We start from the raw sequence: 16,177 nt of genomic DNA, 5'->3' as shown, positions 1-16,177 counted from the left end.
CCTGCAGCGGGCGTTGGCGTGGCGGACGGCATTACCGGTCAACCTCGCCGAACACCAGATCGTAGGTGCCGATCATTGCCACCACGTCGGCCAGCATGTGGCCGCGCACGATCGAATCGATCGAGGACAGGTGGGCGAAGCCCGGCGCACGCAGGTGCACGCGGAACGGCTTGTTGGCGCCATCGGAGACCAGGTAGCAGCCGAACTCACCCTTCGGGGCTTCCACCGCCGAATAGGTTTCACCGGCCGGCACGCAATAGCCTTCGCTGAACAGCTTGAAGTGGTGGATCAGCGCTTCCATGTCGTCCTTCATGTCCTCGCGCTTGGGCGGAGCGACCTTGAAGTTCTTCACCATCACCGGGCCCGGGTTGGCCTTCAGCCACGCCACGCACTGCTTGATGATGCGGTTGGATTCGCGCATTTCGGCAACGCGGACCAGGTAACGGTCGTAGCAGTCGCCTTCCTTGCCCAGCGGGATGTCGAAATCGACGGCATCGTACTTGGCGTACGGACGCTTCTTGCGCAGGTCCCAGGCAACGCCCGAGCCGCGCAGCATCACGCCGGTCATGCCCCACTGGTGGGCCAGTTCCGGGCTGACCACGCCGATGCCGACCGTACGCTGCTTCCAGATACGGTTGTCGGTCAGCAGGGTTTCGTATTCGTCAACGCGACCCGGGAACTCGTTGGTGAAGTTCTCCAGGAAGTCCAGCAGCGAGCCTTCGCGCGAAGCATTGAGCTGCTTCAGCGCCTTGCCCTTGTGCCAGCGCGATTCCTTGTACTTGGGCATGTGGTCCGGCAGGTCGCGGTAGACACCGCCCGGACGGTAGTACGCCGCGTGCATGCGCGCGCCGGAGACCGCTTCGTAGCAGTCCATCAGCTCTTCGCGTTCGCGGAAGGCGTACAGCATGACCGCCATGGCGCCCAGATCGAGCGCGTTGGAGCCCAGCCACATCAGGTGGTTGAGGATGCGGGTGATTTCGTCGTACATGGTGCGGATGTACTGCGCACGCTCCGGCGCCTCGATGCCCATCAGGGTCTCGATCGCGCGCACGTAGGCGTGCTCGTTGCACATCATCGACACGTAGTCCAGGCGATCCATGTAGCCGATCGACTGGTTGAACGGCTTGGACTCGGCCAGCTTCTCGGTACCACGGTGCAGCAGGCCCACGTGCGGGTCGGCGCGCATGATGGTCTCGCCGTCCATTTCCAGGATCAGGCGCAGCACACCGTGAGCGGCCGGATGCTGCGGGCCGAAGTTCATGGTGTAGTTGCGGATTTCCTGCCGGCTTTCGGCGGCGTTGCTGGCGAACGCTTCGCCGGCCTGGTGTGCGTGGCTCACTTCACTGCCTCCTGCGCGCGCTCGCCTTCTGCGGTCTGCAGACGGGCGTCGTCACGGATCACGCGCGGCACGCCGACACGCGGCTCCACCGAGGTGACCGGTTCGTAGATCACGCGCTTCTTTTCTTCGTCGTAGCGGACTTCGACATTGCCGATCAGCGGGAAGTCCTTGCGGAACGGATGCCCGACGAAACCGTAGTCGGTCAGGATCCGGCGCAGGTCCGGGTGGCCTTCGAAGATCACGCCGTACAGGTCGAACGCTTCGCGCTCGAACCAGTTCAGGCCCGGCCAGATGCCGGTCAGCGAGGACACCACCGGCAGCGCTTCGTCAGGGGCGAAGCAGCGCAGGTGCATCATCAGGTTGTGCTGGTACGAACGCAGCTGGGCGACCACGGCGAAACGCTGGGTCGGCATGTGCTGCGGGCGGGCACCGTCAGCGCCGTTTTCCTCGGTGGGGAACTCGCCCCAGGCGAAGCGGCCCTGGGCCTTGCCTTCGACACCACGGCTGAAGCCCTGCGAGGACACGTCGGCGGTGTCCCATTCGTCGGAGCCATAACCGAGGTAGTCGACGCCGCAGAGATCCACGGCCTGCTCGAAACCAAACTCGTCACGCAGCGCCAGGGCGGTGGCGTGCCACTCGGCGGCAGGCACTTCCAGCGTCACTTCGCCGCGGGGTTCGACCACGATGACCTTCGCACCAGCGAAACGTGCGGACAGTCGGTCGATGAAGGATGCTTGCTCTGCCATGGGGGCTTGGCGCGCTCTTGTCAGGTGAAGGGGTCAGCGGGCGATGGTCTGTGTACGCCAGATCTTCTTCTGCAACTGCAGGATCCCGTACACCAGCGCCTCGGCGGTCGGCGGGCAGCCCGGGACATAGATGTCCACCGGCACCACGCGATCACAGCCGCGCACCACAGAATAGGAGTAGTGGTAGTAACCACCGCCGTTGGCACAGCTGCCCATCGAGATGACCCACTTCGGGTCCGGCATCTGGTCATAGACCTTGCGCAGCGCCGGGGCCATCTTGTTGACCAGGGTACCGGCCACGATCATCACGTCGGACTGACGCGGCGACGGGCGGAACACCACGCCATAGCGGTCAAGGTCCAGGCGCGCGGCGCCGGCGTGCATCATCTCGACCGCGCAGCAGGCCAGGCCGAAGGTCATCGGCCACATCGAGCCGGTGCGTGCCCAGTTCAGCAGTGCGTCGACGCTGGTGGTGACAAAGCCCTTTTCCAGCAGCGGGTTGTCGCCTTCCGGCCGCAGGATGTCATCAACCCGGCCTTCCGGCGACGGATTGTTCATGAGGCCATCGAGAGTCTGAATCACTCCCATTCCAGCGCTCCCTTCTTCCAGACGTAAATGAAACCGAGGAACAGCATGCCGACGAACAGGCCCATGGTAATGAGCGAACGGGCGCCCAGCTCCATGAAGACCTGGGTCCACGGCACGATGAAGATGATTTCCAGGTCGAAGACGATGAACTGGATCGCGATCAGGTAGTAGCGCACGTCGAACTTCATGCGCGCGTCTTCGAAGGCCTCGAAGCCGCACTCATACGGCGACAGCTTTTCCAGATCGGGGCGGCGGGGACCGAGGAATCGACCAACCAGCATCAGCGTAATGCCGATACCGGTGGCAACGATCAGAAACAGCAGAGACGGCAAATATTCGGCCAGCACAGCGATTCTCTCTTGCCTCTGCCGCTGCGCCTGCAGGCGCTTTGGCATGGGGGAGTGGACGGGAATCTGCCTGGCGCCTTGCGCGCCAGACGAACCCGCTTTACTTACAAATGGTGCCCAAGAGGGGACTCGAACCCCTACGACCTAAGTCGCTACCACCTCAAGGTAGTGCGTCTACCAATTCCGCCACCTGGGCAAACGATCACATCAGACTATCTTCCCGATGCGCCGCGTATTGTAACCGGCTTCAGTGTTTCTGGGAGCCTTCCGAAGGCTTTTCTTCACCAGAAACCGAAGATTCCGCCTTAGCCGGCACATTCGCGGCCGGAACCGGGGCGGCCGGGACCGCATCGGCCTTCGGAACGGCCGGCAGTTCGCCCGCCGGAGCCGCCGGAGCGGTTGCCGCCGGGGCGGACATCAGGCCCAGATCCTGGTCGGCCGCCGGGCGCGTGCCGTGACCGGCATACCAGGCCATGAAGAGGCTGATGCCGAAGAACACCACGGCCAGCCACTTGGTCGACTTGGACAGGAAGTTCGAGGCGCCGCGCGCACCGAACACCGTACCCGAGGCACCGGCACCAAAGCCCGAACCCGCCGCCGCACCCGAGCCACGCTGCATCAGGATCAGCGCGATCATGGCCACAGCGACCAGCACGTAGACGACATTGAGGATCAACATCAGCATTGGAAACCGCCCTCGGACAATACTTCTAGGATTAGTTCGCGGCCGCCGCCCTTGCGATGGCCAGGAAGTCCGCGGCCACCAGGGAGGCACCGCCGACCAGCCCACCATCGACATCCGGCTGCGCGAACAGTTCCCCGGCATTGTCGGGCTTCACGCTACCGCCGTAAACAATGGGCAGTGAATCAGCAATTCTAGCATCGATACGCGCGACTTCGCCACGGATGAACGCGTGCACCTGCTGTGCCTGCTCCTTGCTGGCGGTGCGGCCGGTGCCGATCGCCCAGACCGGCTCATAGGCCACCACGGCCTGGGCGAAGCCGGCCGCGCCGACCAGCTCCAGCACCGGCGCCAGCTGGCTGGCGATGACCGCTTCGGTCTGGCCAGCCTCGCGCCGCTCCAGGGTTTCGCCTACGCACAGCACCGGCACCAGGCCGGCATGCAGGGCCGCAGCGAACTTGCGCGCGACCAGCTCGCTGCTTTCGTGGTGGTACTGGCGGCGCTCGGAATGGCCGACCAGGCCATAGCGGGCACCCACCTCGTGCAGCATCGCCGCGCAGACCTCGCCGGTATAGGCGCCCTTCTCGTTGCTGCTGACGTCCTGCGCACCGAACACCAGGCCGGTGTCGCCGAAGTCCTCGACGAGCTCGCCCAGGTAAGGCAGCGGCGGCAGGATCACCACGTCCACCCCCTCCAGCGGCAGCCCGGCGGCCACCTGCCCCAGCAGTTCATTGGCGAATTGACGGCTGCCATGCAGCTTCCAGTTTCCGGCGACGATCTTGCGGCGCATGAGCGGGTGGCTCCTGTGTGAAGTCAGCCGGTCATGATACCCGCTACGGCAAAAATCCGTTTCCGTGTAAGCGGTTACATGGATTTTCAGCCAACGGCGCGACCCCTCGTGGCGGGTTTGGGGTTGGGTGGGTCGCAGAGAGCCCGGTTGGATCTGGGTCTTGGCCGGGCGGGTGGGACTGCGCAGGGGTCGCTGCAAGTACGTCCCTGTAAGCTCGGTCGCCGCATCCATGCGGCTCACGCCCCTGCGCAGCCCCACCCGCTCGGCCTCTGACAGATTCCGGCGGTTCCGCCCGCCACGGAAAGAAAAAAGAAGATCAAAGGCAGAAGCCGAGCCCGCTCCCCGCCCTCGATACCTGACAGATCTCATCCACGCATGGCGTGGATCTACCGTGTCGACCAAGGTCGACACCTACCGCAAATCCCGATTTACCCACCGTCACCGGGAGACTGTCGGAGGTGGGGCGGTGTGGGTTGGCAGGACCGTTGGCGCCATGGATGGCGCCATCGAGCCCCCAGGGATGGGTTCACGGCGTGTCCTGCCGACCCACACCGCCCCGCCCAACCCGCAGAAACCCAGAGCCGCTTTGGCTTTGGCTTTGGCTTTGGCCCCTGCGGGTGCAGGGCGCAGCCCAGCAAAGAAAAAGGCCGCCTTTCGGCGGCCTTTTCATTACTTCAGCTTGATCTCGCGCAGGCGTTCCTCGAGGAAGCCATGGGCGGTGATCGCCTCCGGGTACCGGCTGGGGTTCTCGGCGGTGATGCACGACGGCAGCACGTCGATCAGGAAATCCGGGTTCGGGTGCAGGAAGAACGGCACCGAATAGCGCGGCTGGCGGGCCAGTTCGCCCGGGGGGTTGACCACGCGATGGATGGTCGACGGGTACACATGGTTGGTCAGGCGCTGCAGCATGTCGCCGATGTTGACCACGATGGTGTCCGCGTCTGACGTAAACGGCACCCACTCGCCATCGTGCGACTGCACTTCCAGGCCGGCGGCACTGGCGCCGACCAGCAGGGTGATGAAGTTGATGTCGCCGTGGGCACCGGCGCGCACGTTCGGGATGTCGTCGGTGGTGATCGGCGGGTAGTGGATCGGACGCAGGATCGAGTTGCCGAAGTTGGTCTTGTCGGCGAAGAAGTCCTCCGGCAGGCCGATATGCAGGGCCAGCGCCGACAGCACGCGCGAACCCAGGTTGTCCAGCGCCTGGTACAGGCCGTAGCCGCGCTCACGGAAACCTTCGACCTCGGTCGGCCACAGGTTCGGCGCCATCACCTCGCGGTACTTGGAATCATCGGCGATTTCACGGCCGATATGCCAGAACTCCTTCAGGTCGAAGTGCTTGGAGCCCTTGGCGGTTTCCACACCGAACGGGGTATAGCCGCGGGCGCCGCCGCTGCCGGCCACGTGGTACTTGCGCTTGACCTCGTCAGGCAGGGCGAAGAACGCCTTGAAGGCATCGTAGGCCGCGTCGATCTCGGCCTGCGGGATGCCGTGGTTGCGGATGCCCGCGAATCCCCATTGGCGGTAAGCGGCACCCAGCTCGGCCACGAAGGCCTCGCGGTCGCTGTCGAAACGGGTGATGTCGAGGGTGGGGATCTGGCTCACAGCGGTTCCTGGCTTGTCGTTGGTCTGGGGGGCCAGCGCATTCACGGCCCGCCTGAACATTGTGACAGATCGCCCGGCGGACGCTACCCGGCACAAGGAAACAAACCGATACAATGCGCGACCCGCGAGTACTTTAACGAATCCCTTACGTTGTCGCCGCGCGTTCCACCCGTGCCATCCCGACCCGCCCCGCACCATGCCCAACGCTTCAGACACCGCCGCCCTCCCCCTCGCAGGCCAGGCCCTCCGCTGGCGCCAGCTGGCGTGGTGGTCGCTGTTCGTGGCGGGCAACGCGGCCATTGCCGCGCTGATCACTCTGGGCAACGTGCCGCTGCAGGACAACCCGGGTGGCAGCCAGGGCCTTGCCTATCTTGCCATCGCCCTGCCCGGCCACCTGCTGGCGTTCGGCGCATTGGCCGGCCTGCTGCCGCTGCTGCTGGGCCTGTGGTCGCGCAGCGCGCGCACGCTGAGCATCAGCGCAGTGCTGCTGCAGGGCCTGTGGCTGTGCCTGCTGCTGGTCGATGCCAAGGTCTTCACCCTGTACCGCTTCCATCTCAACGCCATGGTCGTGAACATGGTGTTCGGCGGTGCGCTGCAGGACCAGGTCGCCCTGTCGTGGAAGACCTGGCTGCAGGTCGGCGTGCTGGTGGCCGCCCTCTTCACCGCCGAAAGCCTGCTGGCCTGGGCCTGCTGGAAGCTGCTGCCGGCCGCGCCGCGCCGACGCCGGGTCCTGCAGGCATGGGCGGTGGTGGTCGTGCTGATGGCCAGCGGCCAGGTCGCCACGGCCTACTACGACGCGCGCGGCGACCGCGATGTGATCGCCCAGTGGAACTACCTGCCCTGGGCCCAGCCGATCACCGCCAAGAGTTTCATGCGCCGGCTGGGCGTGGTCAGCGAACAGCAGGTCGGCCTGCCCGATCCGCGTCACGCCCAGCTGCTGTATCCGCTGCAGCCACTGCGCTGCCAGAATCCGCACCGCCCCAACGTGTTGATGGTGGTGCTGGAATCGCTGCGGCAGGATGCGCTCACCGCGCAGGTGATGCCCAACACTTCGGCACTGGCCCGGTCCGCACGCGTGTACGACCGCCACTTCAGCACCGGCAACGCCACCCGTTACGGCCTGTTCGGCCTGCTCTACGGGCTGCCGGGCGGCTACTGGCCGAGCATGCTCGACGAACAGCGCGGCTCACAGCTGTTCAAGGTACTGCAGCAGCAGGGCTACGACCTGCATCTGTATGGCAGTGCGCCGCTGTACAGCCCGGAATTCGACCGCACCGTGTTCGCCGACGTGCGCGACCAGCTGCACCAGGGACCACCCGGCCTGCGTTCGGAAGGCCGTGACCGCAGCATCGTGGCCGCGCTGCGCAACGACATCCGCGCCAGCCAGGCCGCGCATGCCCCCTGGTTCGGCTTCGTCTTCCTCGATTCCACCCATGCGCCGTACCACATCCCCGCAGGCTATCCGCCGCTGGCGACGCCGATGGCCGGGGACATCGACTTCCTGAAATTCGGTCCGGATCACGATCCGACCCCGGAGTTGAACCGCTACCGGACTGCGGTGCACTACGCCGACAGCCTGCTGGGCACGCTGCTGGACGACCTGCGTGCGCAGGGCCTGGAGCAGGACACGATCGTGCTGGTCACCGGCGATCACGCCGAAGAATTCAACGACCTCAAGCTGAACTACTGGGGCCACAACGGCAACTTCTCCGACTACCAGCTGCAGGTGCCGTTCGTGCTGCATTGGCCCGGCCAGGCAGCGGGACACGAAACCCGCACCAGCTCGCATGAAGACTGGGTGCCGACGCTGATGCGCCATGCACTTGGCTGCGAGAACGCGCTGTCCGATTTCAGTACCGGGCAGGACCTGCTGGCCGAGCCCGCAGGGGAGCGCGCACTGGTGGTGGAGAGCTGGTCGCAACGCGCCGTCCGCCACGGTGATGCCATCTACGTGTTCGACAAATTCGGCAATGCCACGGCACTGGACCTGCATTACCGCCCCTTGCCGCAACAGGCCCCGGATGCCGCTGCCGTCCGTACCGCATGGGAAGCGCTGACCCGCTTCCGCAACCGCTGACTACAAGGATCGCCCCATGAAACGTCCTCTGCGCATCCTGCACACCGAAGCCGCCAAGGGAATGGGTGGCCAGGAGATCTACATCTTCCGCCACATGCAGGCCATGCGCGCGCGCGGCCATGCGGTGTCGCTGCTGTGCCAGCCCGACGCGCGGCTGGCCCAGCTGGCCCGCGATGATGGCTTCACCGTGCACACCCTGCGCATGGGCGGCCTGGCACGCCTGCTGCGTGGCATCTGGTCGGTCTCGCGGCTGGTGCGCCGCGAACGCTACGACGTGGTCAACACCACCAGCCGTCGCGACGCCCTGATCGCCGCCGCCGGCGCCCGCCTGGGCGGCACGCCGCTGGTGGTGCGCTCGCGCCACCTGATGAGCCCGGTCAACTCGCTGCTGACCTACACCGGGCTCCCGCACCGGGTGCTGACCGTCAGCAGCTTCGTCAAGCAGCTGCTCGCCGATCGCGGCATCCCGGCCGAGCACATCGGCATCGTGCCGCCGATCGCGGTGCCGCCGCGCTGGAGCGACATGCGCCTGGAGAACCCCTGGCAGCGCCTGCAGCAGGTGCGCGCCGAAGTCCGCGCCGAACTCGGCTTCGGCGAGCAGGACGTGGTGGTGGGCTGCGTGGCGGTGTTGCGTGAACCCAAGGGCCATGCCGACCTGCTGCAGGCGATGGTTCCGCTGTGCAAGGCCAACCCGAACCTGCACCTGGTGGTGGTGGGCGACGGCCAACCGGTGATGGAGCGGCTGCAGGCGATGTGCGCGGAACATGGGCTGCAGCAGCAGGTCCATCTGCTGGGCTACCGCGACGGTGCCTGCCGCCTGATGGCAGGTTTCGATGTCTTCGCCCTGGCTTCGCACAAGGAAGCTGCAGGCACCGTGTTCCTGGAAGCGGCCTATGTCGGCGTACCGATCGTGGCCACGCGCGTCGGCGGCGTGCCGGAGATGGTGGTCGATGGGAGCAACGCAATCCTCACGCGTTTGGGCGACAATGCAGCCCTGACCGGCGCCCTGCGCCTGCTGGTGGATGATCCGGAACGACGCCGGCAGATGGGTCGCGCCGGCTGGGACTGGATGCGCAGCGCGCACCGCTTCACCCCGGCTGGCCACGGCGAAACCACCGAACACTATTACCAGCAGTGGCTGAAGGAGCTGGGACATGGCTGATGCCCGAACCGTACCGGTGCTGATGCACCATCACGTCAGCCCGTCGCCGGGCATGATCACCGTGTCACCGGAGAACTTCGAGAGCCAGATCGCATGGCTGGCCAGCAATGGCTGGACCTCGCTGACGCTGGACCAGTACGCCGGTTTCCTGGCCGGCACGCCGGTGCCGCGCAAGTCGATCGTGATCACCTTCGACGATGGTTACCTGGACAACTGGGTGTATGCACACCCGATCCTGCAGAAGTACGGCATGCACGCCGTGGTGTTCGTGGTGACCGGCTGGATGGGCGAAGGCCCGGAGCGCCCGCACGCCGGCATTGCCGGGGCGACGCTGCCGGCCACGCCGGACCATCGCGGCTGCGAAGCGGCGATCTACGAACAGGATCGCAGCGATGACGTGATGATGCGCTGGAGCGAAGCACGCGCGGCCATTGCCGCCGGCACCTTCGAAGTGCACTGCCACACCCACACCCACACCCGGTGGCTGCGCCGCAACGACCTCGACCGTGCGCAGCGGCGCGCGGGCCTGAGCCAGGACCTGGCGATCTCGCGCGGCGTGCTGCAGGACAAGCTGGGCGAAGTGTCCGATACGCTGTGCTGGCCGTATGGCGACTTCGACCAGGACCACATTGACGTGGCGCGCGAGCACGGCTTCCGCTACCTGCACACCACCCATCCGTTCGGCCGCAACGTGATCGGTGGTGACCCGGAACGCATCTACCGCTTCGCGATCCGCAACCGCCCGGCGAGCTGGCTGCGCAAGCGCATCGCGCAGAGCTACACCCCGCTGATCGCACCGCTGTTCAATGGCTTCAAGGCGCGCCAGAAGAAGATGGTGCCGGGGCCGTGAGCGCAAGGGCCTCCCCGCCCGCTGCGGCGCGGGAGGCCTGCGTTGGTCTCAGAAGAAGCGCCCGTACACGGCCTGCACGATCTCGCCGTTGCCGGTGTTGATCAGCAGCGCATCCGGCCCGTAACGCACCCATTCGTAGCCCATCGGCGGCATGTCCAGGCCGAACAGCCAGAAGTCGTTGAGGATGTAGTCGCCGATCCAGTACGGACGCGGCAGGAACTGGCCGTAGTGCCAGCGCTGGTAGGCATAGCCCACCGGTGGATGGTAGGGCCCGATGCGGAAGGCATGATCGGCGCGGAAGTTGTGGCGGTACTCCTCGCGGAACGCCGGCCGGGCATTGCCCAGCTCACGCGGGCGCTCCATCCGCGGGTAGCCCCACGGCGCGCGCATCGGCTCCTCGCGCGGAGCGGACATATGGGGTCCACCTTCGGGACGGCGTTCTGCGCTGGCGACCGAAACGCCGCCCAGCAAAGGCAGCACCAGCAGCGCACCTGCCAGCAGGCAGCGGCTGTAGCGCAATGAGGTGTTCATGGTCAGGGTCCTTGCAACAGGAGTGGAAGGATGGAGCACGAACGGCTCCGACCGGGTCCCTGCCTGCGCAGAGCCTGCATGCAGGCCAGAGATCCTGATTCCGGAAATACGCCGCGCATCGTTCACGCCATGTCACAAAGCGCACAGCCGCAGCTGAACGTGATAGCGGGTGGCGATCGGTTCAGTCACCCCGCTGGAAAGCAACATGGCCGCAGAGCGGCCATGTCGTGGTACCCGGGTGTATGATCGTCGGAATCAGGCGGCCGCTTCACGCACGGCCGTGGATAGGCGATCGAGCGTTTCCTGCATCAACACCGCATCATCGGCTTCGACGGTGACCCGCACCACCGGCTCGGTACCGGATGGCCGCAGGAAGGCACGACCACGGCCGGCCACCGACTGCTGCGCGACGGCCAGTGCCGCCTGCACGCTGTCGGCCTGCACGGTGGCCTTGGCCGAGACATTGCCCAGGCGCACGTTGACCGTCTTCTGCGGTACCCGCAGCAGTCCCTTCAGCGACTGGCGCAGGGTCTGCCCGCTGTTGCGCAGTGCCACCAAGACCTGCAGGGCGCTGACGATGCCATCACCGGTGGTTGCCCGGTCCAGGCACAGCAGGTGACCGGAGGCTTCGCCACCGAGCACGCCACCGCCTTCGATCAGCGCCTGGTGCACGTAACGATCGCCCACGTTGCTGCGCACGAACGGAATCTGCAGATCGGCGAATGCCTTCTCGATGCCGTAGTTGCTCATCAAGGTGCCGACCACCGGGCCGCGCAGGCGGCCTTCGGTCTTCCACGCGCGCGCCAGGATGTACAGCAGGTCGTCGCCGTCAACCGGATTGCCCTGGTCATCGGCCATCAACACGCGATCGCCGTCACCATCGAAGGCGATGCCGAGATCGGCGCGGGTCTCGCGGACCTTGGCCGCCAGATTGTCGATATGGGTGGAACCGACGCCGGCATTGATGTTGACACCGTTCGGTTCGGCACCAATGCCGATCACTTCGGCACCCAGTTCGCGGAACAGCAACGGCGCAATCTGGTAGGTGGCGCCGTGGGCACAATCAAGCACCAGGCGCACACCGCGCAGATCGAACGCGCGCGGCACGCTGGCCTTGCAGAACTCGATGTAGCGGCCGACCGCCTCGCGCGCACGCGCTGCCTTGCCCAGCTTTTCCGATTCGGCGGTGGTGAACGGAACGTCCAGCGCCGCTTCCAGGGCCAGCTCGGTGGCATCGTCGAGCTTCTCGCCCTGGGCGGAGAAGAACTTGATGCCGTTGTCGTAATGCGGGTTGTGCGAGGCGCTGATGACGATGCCGGCATCCACGCCCAGCGTGCGGGTCAGGAAGGCCACCGCCGGGGTTGGCATCGGCCCCAGCAGCTGCACGTCAGCGCCGGCGGCGACCAGCCCTGCCTCCAGCGCTGCTTCGAACATGTAGCCGGAAATACGCGTGTCCTTGCCGATCACCACGATCGGACGGTGCCCGTCCTGGCCGCGCTGGGCGACCAGCACCCGGCCCAGCGCATTGCCCAGGCGCAACACGAAGTCGGCCGAGATCACCCCCTCGCCGACCCGGCCGCGGATGCCGTCCGTACCGAAGTACTTGCGGCCTCCCATCACGCGACCTCTGGCGCCGGCTGGCGGCCCAGCATCGCCAGCAGGTCGGACAGGCGGTCACGCAGTTCACGGCGGTCGCAGATCTGGTCGATGGCACCGTGCTCCAGCAGGAACTCCGAGCGCTGGAAGCCTTCGGGCAGCTTTTCGCGCACGGTCTGCTCGATCACGCGCGGGCCAGCGAAACCGATCAGCGCCTGCGGTTCGGCGATGTTGATGTCGCCCAGCATCGCAAACGACGCCGACACGCCACCGGTGGTCGGATGGGTCAGCACCGAAATGTAAGGCAGGCCGGCTTCACGCAGCTTGCCCAGCGCGGCCGACGTCTTGGCCATCTGCATCAGCGAGAACAGGCCTTCCTGCATGCGTGCGCCGCCACTCTGCGAGAAGCACACGTAGGGCGCGCCGATCTCGACCGCGGTTTCCGCAGCCAGTGCGAAGCGCTCACCGACCACCGAACCCATCGAACCGCCCATGAAGGCGAAGTCGAACGACGAGGCGACCAGCGCACGGCCCTTGAGCAGGCCACGCATGGCAATCAACGCGTCATACTCGCCGGTGTTCTTCTGCGCGATCTTGATGCGCTCGCTGTACTTCTTCTGGTCCTTGAACTTGAGCAGGTCGGTCGGGCCCAGCCGCGCACCGATCTCGGTGGTGCTGTCGGCGTCGAACAACGCGGCCAGGCGCGCGCGGGCACGGATGGCCATGTGGTGGCCGCACTTCGGGCAGACCTCAAGATTCTCTTCCAGTTCCGGCCGGTACAACGCGCTGCCGCAGCTGCTGCACTTTTCCCACAGGCCCTCGGGGACGCTGCGCTTCTTGCTGGGGGTGTTGTCGGTGCGGATGCCAGACGGCATCAACTTGCTGAGCCAACTCATGCGGGAGGACACTTCCGTTCAGGGCGGCCCAAAGGCCGCAAAGGCGGACAGTCTAGCTCCGCTTTCCCCGCCCGTGCACCCCTTGCCGGGCTCCGGGCGGGCGGAAAAAACCATGCTGGGACGTACGTTTAGCCCCGTGGCGGCGCCGGACATTGGCCGGCAGCCACTGCATGCGGGCGGCTGCGGAGGATGCCGGCAGGCGGCCGGCACGACCGTTACCCGTCCAGCGCCTGCCTCAGCGGGGCAAGGAAGGCCCGGGCGCGCTGGGCCGCGTCTTCAGCCGAGCCGGCTTCGGCCAGCGCCGCGACCAGCGCACTGCCGACCACAACGCCATCGGCCTGCCGCGCCATCGCGGCGGCACTGGCGGCATCCTTGATGCCGAAGCCAGCCACCACCGGCACCGCAGCGCGTTCGCGCAGGGCCTGCAGGCGCGCACTGGCGGCATCGCTGTCCAGGCGCTCGGAGGCACCGGTGACACCGGCGAAGCTGACGTAATAGAGGTAGCCACGGGCCAGTGCCAGCAGCTCGTCGGCGCGCGCCTCGCTGGTGGTCGGCGAGGCCAGCAGGACCAGCGCCAAGCCGGCCGCATCGAAGGCCTGCTGCGCCTCACCGGCTTCTTCCGGCGGCAGATCGACCAGCAGCACGCCATCCACGCCAGCCTCGACGGCCGCCTTGGCAAACGCGGCGTAGCCGTGGATCTCCACCGGGTTCAGATAGCCCATCAACACCACCGGTGTCTGCGCATCGCGCTCACGGAACCGGGCTACCGCCTGCAGCACGTAGCGGCTTCCGGCACCCCGTGCCAGCGCGCGCTCGGAACTGCGCTGGATGGTCGGGCCATCAGCCATCGGGTCGGAGAACGGCACGCCCAGTTCGATCACATCGGCGCCGGCATCGACCAGCGCGTGCATGACCGGCACGGTTGCTTCCAGCGAGGGATCACCGGCGGTGACGAAGGGGATCAGTGCCTTGCGGCCAGTGGCACGCAGGCGGGAGAAGCAGGCATCGATACGCTCAACGGACATGTCAGGTACATCCTTCAATCAGGTCAACGGCGCCGCTGGCGCCCCAGTACATTCTCGATACAACGCCATCGACGATCTCCACGCGGATCGCCAGGTCCGAGCCCGGGTCCTGCCAGAGCAGACTCTCGCCGGCTTCCGGATCCTCGCCATACGGCTGCGCGGTGGCACCGCGCGGAAGCAGCCGCAGCGCTTCTGCGCGTGCCATGTCCAGGCGCAGGCCGAACGGTCCCGGCTGGATCACCACTTGCCCAGAATCGTCGATCGGGGCCAGGTCGAAGCGCACCACGTCGCCGTCCTGCACCATCATCGCCACGCCTTCGGGCAGCGTGCCGCGCTCGTAGTATTCGCAGCGCCCCTGCGTGGCCTCGTGCAACCCGGCCGAATGCCAGGCGCCTTCCGCCTGGACTTCGCTGAACGGCTGGCCGATCAGCACTTCACCGGCATGGTCCAGGGCCACCGAAACCACTGCCGGTGCGCTGTCCTCGTCGACCTCCGGGGTGGCAACCGGCACAGGGGCGTCATCGATCGGCCGATGTGCCATGTCATCGTTGCTGGCCGGGTGCTGTGCCGGCGCGATGGCCGCCGGTGCCGCCGCGGCGGGGGCCAGCAGCGGCGGATCGGGCGGCTTGCAACCGCCCAACCCCACCGCCAGCACCAGCGCGCCGCCATGGCGCAGCACCGGATTCACAGCTCCAGGCCTTCACGCGCAGCGATGGTGTGCACGTCCTTGTCGCCACGGCCAGACAGGTTGCACAGCACGATCTGGTCACGCGGACGCCCACGCGCCAGCTTGATCGCCTGTGCCAGCGCGTGGCTGGATTCCAGCGCCGGCAGGATGCCCTCGGTGTGGGCCAGCAGATGGAAGGCCTGCAACGCTTCCTCATCGGTGATGCCGAGGTAGCGCGCGCGGCCGCTGTCAGCCAGGAACGCGTGTTCCGGGCCGACGCCGGGATAGTCCAGGCCGGCCGACACCGAGTGGGTCTCGATGATCTGGCCATCGTCATCGCACAGCACATAGGTGCGGTTGCCATGCAGCACGCCGGGGCGACCGGCCGCGATCGACGCGGCATGGCGTCCGGTGTGGATGCCATCACCTGCCGCTTCGGCGCCGAAGATCTCGACCTGGCGGTCGTTGAGGAAGGCATGGAACAGGCCGATGGCATTGCTGCCGCCGCCGACGCAGGCGGTGATCGCATCGGGCAGGCGCCCGTACTCGGCCAGCATCTGCTCGCGCGCTTCGCGGCCGACGATGGCGTTGAAGTCGCGCACCATGCGCGGGTACGGGTCCGGGCCGGCCACGGTACCGATGATGTAGAAGGTGTCCTGCACGTTGGTGACCCAGTCGCGCATCGCTTCGTTGAGCGCATCCTTCAGCGTGGCCGAGCCGGAGGTGACCGGCACCACCGTCGCGCCCAGCAGCTTCATGCGGTAGACGTTGATCTTCTGCCGCTCGATGTCGGTGGCGCCCATGTACACCACGCACTCCAGGCCCAGCCGCGCGGCGACGGTGGCACTGGCCACGCCATGCTGGCCGGCGCCGGTCTCGGCGATGATGCGCTTCTTGCCCATCCGCGCCGCCAGCAGCGCCTGGCCGATGGTGTTGTTGATCTTGTGCGCGCCGGTGTGGTTCAGGTCCTCGCGCTTGAGCAGGATCTGCGCGCCCCCAACGTGATCGCTCAGGCGCTGGGCGTGGTAGATCGGGCTTGGACGGCCCACGTAATGGGCCAGGTCGCGATCGTAGGCGGCCTGGAATTCCGGGTCCTGGCGGGCCTGGTCATAGGCCTGGGCCAGTTCCTGCAACGGACCGACCAGGGTTTCGGCAACGAAACTGCCGCCGTAGCGGCCGAAGTGACCCTGGGCATCCGGGAAGGCGTGGTAGTCGGCAATGGGGGAGGCAGACATGGCAGGGACCGGTGGTTCAGACAGGTGGATACTCTAGCGCA

The 16,177-nt window shown here is 66.6% G+C and carries 16 protein-coding genes and 1 tRNA gene; 3 read left to right on the top strand and 14 right to left on the bottom strand.

The annotated features are described in order from the left end of the window. Positions 1 to 31: 31 nt before the first annotated feature. From ACMZPQ_RS00185 to ACMZPQ_RS00150, 8 genes are all read right to left on the bottom strand, one after another. Entirely contained in the window at positions 32 to 1,339 is a 1,308-nt protein-coding gene (locus ACMZPQ_RS00185; RefSeq protein ID WP_197580419.1) for an NADH-quinone oxidoreductase subunit D, read from the bottom strand. Further along, on the bottom strand, positions 1,336 to 2,085 hold the full coding sequence (locus tag ACMZPQ_RS00180; protein WP_005410462.1) for an NADH-quinone oxidoreductase subunit C: 750 nt from the start codon (positions 2,083 to 2,085) through the stop codon (positions 1,336 to 1,338). Before ACMZPQ_RS00180 ends, ACMZPQ_RS00185 begins: the two co-directional genes overlap by 4 nt. A 33-nt stretch (positions 2,086 to 2,118) precedes the next feature. Then, positions 2,119 to 2,673, bottom strand: coding sequence for a NuoB/complex I 20 kDa subunit family protein (locus ACMZPQ_RS00175; RefSeq protein WP_197580418.1), 555 nt, complete (start codon positions 2,671 to 2,673; stop codon positions 2,119 to 2,121). Further along, positions 2,664 to 3,020, bottom strand: coding sequence for an NADH-quinone oxidoreductase subunit A (locus ACMZPQ_RS00170; RefSeq protein ID WP_008265012.1), 357 nt, complete (start codon positions 3,018 to 3,020; stop codon positions 2,664 to 2,666). Before ACMZPQ_RS00170 ends, ACMZPQ_RS00175 begins: the two co-directional genes overlap by 10 nt. Positions 3,021 to 3,131: 111 nt before the next feature. After that, a tRNA-Leu gene (locus ACMZPQ_RS00165) sits at positions 3,132 to 3,216 on the bottom strand. Between the two features lie 51 nt (positions 3,217 to 3,267). Next, complete coding sequence (gene secG / locus ACMZPQ_RS00160; RefSeq protein WP_197580417.1) at positions 3,268 to 3,705, bottom strand: preprotein translocase subunit SecG; 438 nt, start codon at positions 3,703 to 3,705, stop codon at positions 3,268 to 3,270. Positions 3,706 to 3,736: 31 nt separating this feature from the next. Then, positions 3,737 to 4,492, bottom strand: a complete 756-nt coding sequence (gene tpiA, locus ACMZPQ_RS00155) for a triose-phosphate isomerase (RefSeq protein ID WP_197580416.1) — start codon at positions 4,490 to 4,492, stop codon at positions 3,737 to 3,739. A 669-nt stretch (positions 4,493 to 5,161) separates the two neighbouring features. Then, the gene (locus tag ACMZPQ_RS00150; RefSeq protein WP_312646498.1) at positions 5,162 to 6,097 is read right to left on the bottom strand and encodes an isopenicillin N synthase family dioxygenase; all 936 of its coding nucleotides are present in this window, start codon (positions 6,095 to 6,097) and stop codon (positions 5,162 to 5,164) included. Positions 6,098 to 6,293: 196 nt separating this feature from the next. Between ACMZPQ_RS00150 and ACMZPQ_RS00145 the strand changes: the two genes are divergently transcribed. The 3 genes from ACMZPQ_RS00145 to ACMZPQ_RS00135 are packed head-to-tail and all read left to right on the top strand — an operon-like array spanning position 6,294 to position 10,186. Next, complete coding sequence (locus ACMZPQ_RS00145; RefSeq protein WP_197581982.1) at positions 6,294 to 8,174, top strand: sulfatase-like hydrolase/transferase; 1,881 nt, start codon at positions 6,294 to 6,296, stop codon at positions 8,172 to 8,174. A 16-nt stretch (positions 8,175 to 8,190) separates the two neighbouring features. After that, positions 8,191 to 9,336 carry a glycosyltransferase family 4 protein gene (locus ACMZPQ_RS00140; protein WP_197581983.1) on the top strand — a complete coding sequence of 382 codons (1,146 nt, stop codon included), beginning with the start codon at positions 8,191 to 8,193 and terminating at the stop codon, positions 9,334 to 9,336. Continuing rightward, positions 9,329 to 10,186 carry a polysaccharide deacetylase family protein gene (locus ACMZPQ_RS00135; protein ID WP_197581984.1) on the top strand — a complete coding sequence of 286 codons (858 nt, stop codon included), beginning with the start codon at positions 9,329 to 9,331 and terminating at the stop codon, positions 10,184 to 10,186. Before ACMZPQ_RS00140 ends, ACMZPQ_RS00135 begins: the two co-directional genes overlap by 8 nt. Before the next feature lie 48 nt (positions 10,187 to 10,234). Here ACMZPQ_RS00135 and ACMZPQ_RS00130 read toward each other — a convergent pair whose 3' ends face one another. The 6 genes from ACMZPQ_RS00130 to trpB form a co-directional block, all read right to left on the bottom strand. Further along, a complete protein-coding gene (locus ACMZPQ_RS00130) occupies positions 10,235 to 10,717 on the bottom strand; it encodes an RcnB family protein (RefSeq protein ID WP_197581986.1) in 483 nt (160 codons plus the stop codon). Between the two features lie 255 nt (positions 10,718 to 10,972). After that, the gene (gene glmM, locus ACMZPQ_RS00125) at positions 10,973 to 12,334 is read right to left on the bottom strand and encodes a phosphoglucosamine mutase (RefSeq protein ID WP_197581988.1); all 1,362 of its coding nucleotides are present in this window, start codon (positions 12,332 to 12,334) and stop codon (positions 10,973 to 10,975) included. Further along, entirely contained in the window at positions 12,334 to 13,209 is an 876-nt protein-coding gene (gene accD / locus ACMZPQ_RS00120) for an acetyl-CoA carboxylase, carboxyltransferase subunit beta (RefSeq protein WP_197581990.1), read from the bottom strand. Before accD ends, glmM begins: the two co-directional genes overlap by 1 nt. 215 nt (positions 13,210 to 13,424) lie before the next feature. Continuing rightward, entirely contained in the window at positions 13,425 to 14,234 is an 810-nt protein-coding gene (gene trpA, locus ACMZPQ_RS00115) for a tryptophan synthase subunit alpha (protein WP_197581992.1), read from the bottom strand. Between the two features lies 1 nt (position 14,235). After that, the gene (locus ACMZPQ_RS00110) at positions 14,236 to 14,922 is read right to left on the bottom strand and encodes a hypothetical protein (protein ID WP_197581994.1); all 687 of its coding nucleotides are present in this window, start codon (positions 14,920 to 14,922) and stop codon (positions 14,236 to 14,238) included. Next, positions 14,919 to 16,136 carry a tryptophan synthase subunit beta gene (gene trpB / locus ACMZPQ_RS00105; protein WP_197581996.1) on the bottom strand — a complete coding sequence of 406 codons (1,218 nt, stop codon included), beginning with the start codon at positions 16,134 to 16,136 and terminating at the stop codon, positions 14,919 to 14,921. Before trpB ends, ACMZPQ_RS00110 begins: the two co-directional genes overlap by 4 nt. Positions 16,137 to 16,177 lie beyond the last annotated feature (41 nt).

It is taken from the genome of Stenotrophomonas maltophilia, from assembly GCF_047497515.2.
Lineage (GTDB): Bacteria > Pseudomonadota > Gammaproteobacteria > Xanthomonadales > Xanthomonadaceae > Stenotrophomonas.
The sequence above is the reverse complement of the archived record's forward strand: the minus strand, read 5'-3'. Positions and strand labels throughout refer to the sequence as shown.